We start from the raw sequence: 4385 nt of genomic DNA, 5'->3' as shown, positions 1-4385 counted from the left end.
AATGCCTTTTAATTGTTTTTTTATCTCTCGAAATTATGAAAGGAAAAAAGAATGATTTTAGCATGACATTTTATGATGGAGAAAAAAAACGTCTCTTTATGGAATATGTCCATGACACAGATAAAATGATCAGTTGGGTAAACTCAAAAAAAATTGATTGGACACACGCAATGGTGTATGATCGGAGAACAAGAGAGAAGATTGATAGAATTGTTAAAAAATAAAACTCCTGTTCCTACAGGAGTTTTAGAGATAAATAATATTTATTAAAGTTAGTTAATACTTAATTCTATAGGATTATACTCTTTTGAAGCCTGCATGGATCTTTTTTTAAGCTCTTCTAATTCCTCTTTATTTTCTATAAAATTATCGAACCTATTTAAATACTTCTGATACTTATTCCTTTGGTAGTCAAAAATTTTTTCTTTTGAAACTGTTTTGGAATTTTTAAAGATATTAGCAGATGCACATACATATTTTCTCTTTCTAAAACTATACATTGTGTAGTGATAGTCATCTTTATCATCATAGACTTCTACTATCAATCCTGGAAGATCGTTAAATTTATAAGGTCCAAAAGGAAAAGGAATTTCCTCTGTAAACCAAGCTATCCAAGTTCTCCCATATTTTTTGGTAATTGCTTTTTGAGATTTAAATCCTAAAATAGTTTTGTATTCATTAACAACTTTCCATTTAATATTATTTTCTTCCTCATAATCAAAAGCCTTTCCCTCTATCTCAGTACTATAATAGATTTTTGCATTTGTAGTTCCAATACCTTCGGGAAATTGTGTTCTATATTTACCATAATTTGCTAAATCTTTTACGGTATTACCTGTTTCTTTTAATTTCTTTTCTAATATTAACGAATCTCCTATATACTTATTTATATTCTTAAAATATGAAGATGATTTATTTATTAGAAGAGCAAAAGTAGTTTCATTTTGTGGTGCATACTGAGTATTTTTTAATTTATAAACTAATTTATAATCTGCTTCATACTCAACAGGAAATGATTTTTGAGAAAATAAGAAGAGTGGAAAAATTGTGCTTAGAAATATTACTATTTTCATTTTATTTATTATTTATTAAAAATGCTGTTTCTAAGATTAGAAACAGCATTTTTAAATATTAAATATTCTATTAATGAGTATAAAGAATAACATTAGTGTTTTCTCCACAAGCTATAAAATTTACATCATTACAAAATTCTGCAATTGCAGATAATGACATACCACTAGTCCCCGTAATGTTATAAACCTTTCCGCATGAAGTTCTAAAAGGAAAAGCACTTGCAATAGTTCCGATAGCGACAGCTCCCACAATAAATAATTTTTTCATAGTTGTAATAATTTTAAGATTAGAGAGCAAATATATAAAATTATTTCTATCACCATACAGGGAATTTTATTATGTTAAAAAGGGGAAATGAAATTTAAAGTTAGTTTAAATTATCATGTCCCCAGTCTTGTTTTTTGTGGTGTAAAGATAGTAAATTTTTCGAGAAATCCAAAAACAATGTATATTTGTATGTGTAGAAAGGTCAAGAGGTGCGATTGTAGCGCATTTCGGCGTCAAAAACCTCCGCTTCGCTACGATTTTTCCCACCTCATGCCTACATCGCCTCTTGCTTTCTCCCGATGGTCGAAAGAGAAAAAAAGAGCGTTTTATTTAGAGATTTATAGTCGGAAAAAACATAAAAATAGCCTTCCTGAGGAAAGGCTAAGTTTAATTTTAAAAAATTCATTTTTATGAAAAAATTATTTCAGTTTGGAACTGGAACAATTTCAAAAAAGTAAATATAGCAAAAAAATAGAATGGAAGATTTCAAGGATAAAAAAAGTCATGCAGTTTCTGTTCGGATGACCCCGATGGAGCGAATGCTCATTGAATCCCGAGCCAAAGAAACAGGAATGAGCATGAGCAGTTACATGGTTCTCTGTTCTCTGGGTAAAGAGCTGAAGCTATTAACTGAGGAACAAAAAACCGCCTACAAGCATTTAGCCACCTACCACAGCCACTTTGCAAGGATTGGAACATTAGTCCGGAACAACTCCGATATCTCAGCTGAAGTAACTGAAGTAATCCGAGAGATAAAAAAACAATTGGAAATTTTGAGAAATGGTCAGTAAGGCAAAATCAATCAGGGGAAGTGCCAAGAGCATTGAGTACATCCAATCCGATAAAGTACTCGGGGATGCTATGGAATTAGACCGAAACGGCATCATTTCGAGCGATCCTAACGAAATACTTCAGGAATTCAGACTCATGCAGGAAGCCAACGAGAAGTGCCAAAAAAACACCATTTCCATCGTTATTTCTCCAAGTTCGGAAAAGGAGTTCTCAAAAGCAGAGCTTCGGGAGATCACCAGAACCCACCTCAAAGGCTTAGGACTTTCCGAGAATCAGTATTTGGCGACCGTCCATCAGAGCACAGGGCAAACACACATTCATGTTATTGCCAACCGCATAGACGAGCAGGGAAAAGCCGTTTCTGACAGTTTTATAAGCAAACGAAGCCAAGACATTTCCGAAAAGATTGCTCAGGAAAAAGGACTTTTAACGGCTAAAGACTGGAAGAAAATTAACGAGGTCACGATATCACCAGTGAAAGAGGAAATCAAACAGGCGCACGACTTTGCCAAGTCTAAAGCTCACGATTTTTCGCAGTATTCGGAATTGATGAAAGGCAGGGGAGTGGAAGTTATCCCCGCCATCAACAAACAAGGGGAAATGCAGGGTTTTAAGTTTCTGCACCCACATAGTGGGCTTTGTTTCAAGGCTTCCGATATCGGAAAGAACGCAGGGATAAAAGATCTGCTCCAAAATAGGGTGCAGATCCCGAACCTCTCAGCTCCTTATCTCGAGATCGCTAAAAAAATTCATGAAAAAATTATTATAAATACCATTGACAGGGGATTTTCAAGATAAAAACAAGTAAGAAATGGCAGACTATACCAACCGACAGCTCGCACAGATCATTGCGCAGAGTGCCGAAAAAATAAACAATTCCGTTCTCAAAGAACAGAAGATTGCGAACGAGCTGGAACAAATTGTTTCCAAGTTGCAGAACGAAAAAAACGCTCTTCAGGAACTCGACAAAAAAATAGATAGTTTAAAAACGACTTTCATAAAGCCCGAATTAAGCGCGTTAAATTCTTTTTACGAGACAAAGGCCGAAGAAAACATTAAACGGCTTAATTCGGGCTTAAAAGTGCCAAATTTAAGCCTTTATGGGTGGCTGTCTTCTCTCGCATTTGTTATTATCGGTTTTATTTCTCTTTATCTCGCCTATTCAAAAGCATTTACCACAAGAGCCGAAATACTGGAGCAGTACCGAGCAGAACTCCTGAAAGAAAATTCTATCATTCCCGCACAAGATCACCAGCTCTTCAAAGACATGGATCAGTTCTTCAGGAAAAACCCCAAAACCAAAGATAAATTTGTTGAGTGGAGACAAGCTAAAAAATAGGCTAATGAGAGGCTAAAAAGCTCTCATTAGAAGAACTAAGAAGTAATATATTATAAAATACGATGAATAAAGGAGAGTGATTGTAATAGGTGTACAATGATATTGTAATAGGTGTACAATAGTATTGTAATTTTTTTTCTATTTTTTTACAATATTAATGTAATTTGATTACTTTTGTATTGTAATTTTATCAGGGCTAATTTACAATGGAAAATAAAAATAAAAGTAAAAATACTCTACTAAGTTTTGAAAAAAATAAGGAAAATCCATTTCTTAAACAAGCAGTAGAACAGGTAAACAATCATGTTGTAAAAAAATACAGGACAGCAGGAACAACATCACAGAAAGCTATACTTAGAGCGGTTGACAACGATAATAATATTGTAGGACATACACAATTTGTAAAGCAAATCGAAGTAGATGAAGAAAGATTTGCAAAATTATATTTATCTCAATTTTCCGCATTTTTTGATTTGAAAAGTCAAGGAATAAAAGTGTTTGGATATATTATGAATAATCTTTTTAAAGATAAAGATTACTTTTACTTTGATAGAGAAGAATGCTTAAACTATACAGGTTATAAATCTGAAAAGTCTATTTATATTGGATTAGCTGATCTTATAGAAAATGAAATCATTGCAAGAGGTAAAAATGATATAATGTATTTTATAAATCCTATGGTTTTCTTTAATGGAGATCGAATAACTTTTGCTAAAACCTATGTAAAGAAAAAAAAGGATGCTGTTCCGCAGAACCAAAGCTCTTTAAATTTTGATAATCCTGAAGAACCTTATAAACTTCCCGACATTGACCCAATCAATGCCTTTTAATTGTTTTTTTATCTCTCGAAATTATGAAAGGAAAAAAGAATGATTTTAGCATGACATTTTATGATGGAGAAAAAAAACGTCTC

General features: G+C 33.0%; 7 protein-coding genes. 5 read left to right on the top strand and 2 right to left on the bottom strand.

Annotated features, from left to right (window positions below; genetic code table 11):
- The coding region (locus HNP38_RS17895) for a hypothetical protein (RefSeq protein WP_228461097.1) at positions 1 to 224 on the top strand (224 nt) is incomplete at its 5' end.
- Between the two features lie 48 nt (positions 225 to 272).
- Here HNP38_RS17895 and HNP38_RS17890 read toward each other — a convergent pair.
- A complete protein-coding gene (locus HNP38_RS17890) occupies positions 273 to 1073 on the bottom strand; it encodes a GLPGLI family protein (RefSeq protein WP_184192146.1) in 801 nt (266 codons plus the stop codon).
- Positions 1074 to 1143: 70 nt separating this feature from the next.
- Positions 1144 to 1341 (bottom strand): hypothetical protein, encoded by a 198-nt coding sequence (locus HNP38_RS17885; RefSeq protein WP_184192145.1) that lies wholly within the window; start codon positions 1339 to 1341, stop codon positions 1144 to 1146.
- Between the two features lie 476 nt (positions 1342 to 1817).
- Here HNP38_RS17885 and HNP38_RS17880 point away from each other — a divergent pair, with 476 nt between their 5' ends.
- The 4 genes from HNP38_RS17880 to HNP38_RS17865 all read left to right on the top strand — a co-directional run bounded on the left by HNP38_RS17880 (position 1818) and on the right by HNP38_RS17865 (position 4302).
- Entirely contained in the window at positions 1818 to 2132 is a 315-nt protein-coding gene (locus HNP38_RS17880) for a plasmid mobilization protein (RefSeq protein ID WP_184192143.1), read from the top strand.
- Positions 2122 to 2931, top strand: coding sequence for a relaxase/mobilization nuclease domain-containing protein (locus tag HNP38_RS17875; RefSeq protein WP_184192141.1), 810 nt, complete (start codon positions 2122 to 2124; stop codon positions 2929 to 2931). Before HNP38_RS17880 ends, HNP38_RS17875 begins: the two co-directional genes overlap by 11 nt.
- Before the next feature lie 13 nt (positions 2932 to 2944).
- Complete coding sequence (locus tag HNP38_RS17870) at positions 2945 to 3472, top strand: hypothetical protein (RefSeq protein ID WP_184192139.1); 528 nt, start codon at positions 2945 to 2947, stop codon at positions 3470 to 3472.
- Between the two features lie 206 nt (positions 3473 to 3678).
- Entirely contained in the window at positions 3679 to 4302 is a 624-nt protein-coding gene (locus HNP38_RS17865; RefSeq protein WP_184192137.1) for a replication/maintenance protein RepL, read from the top strand.
- Positions 4303 to 4385: the final 83 nt, after the last annotated feature.

The organism is Chryseobacterium defluvii (genome assembly GCF_014204415.1).
Classification (GTDB): Bacteria; Bacteroidota; Bacteroidia; order Flavobacteriales; family Weeksellaceae; genus Chryseobacterium; species Chryseobacterium defluvii_A.
The sequence above is the reverse complement of the archived record's forward strand: the minus strand, read 5'-3'. Positions and strand labels throughout refer to the sequence as shown.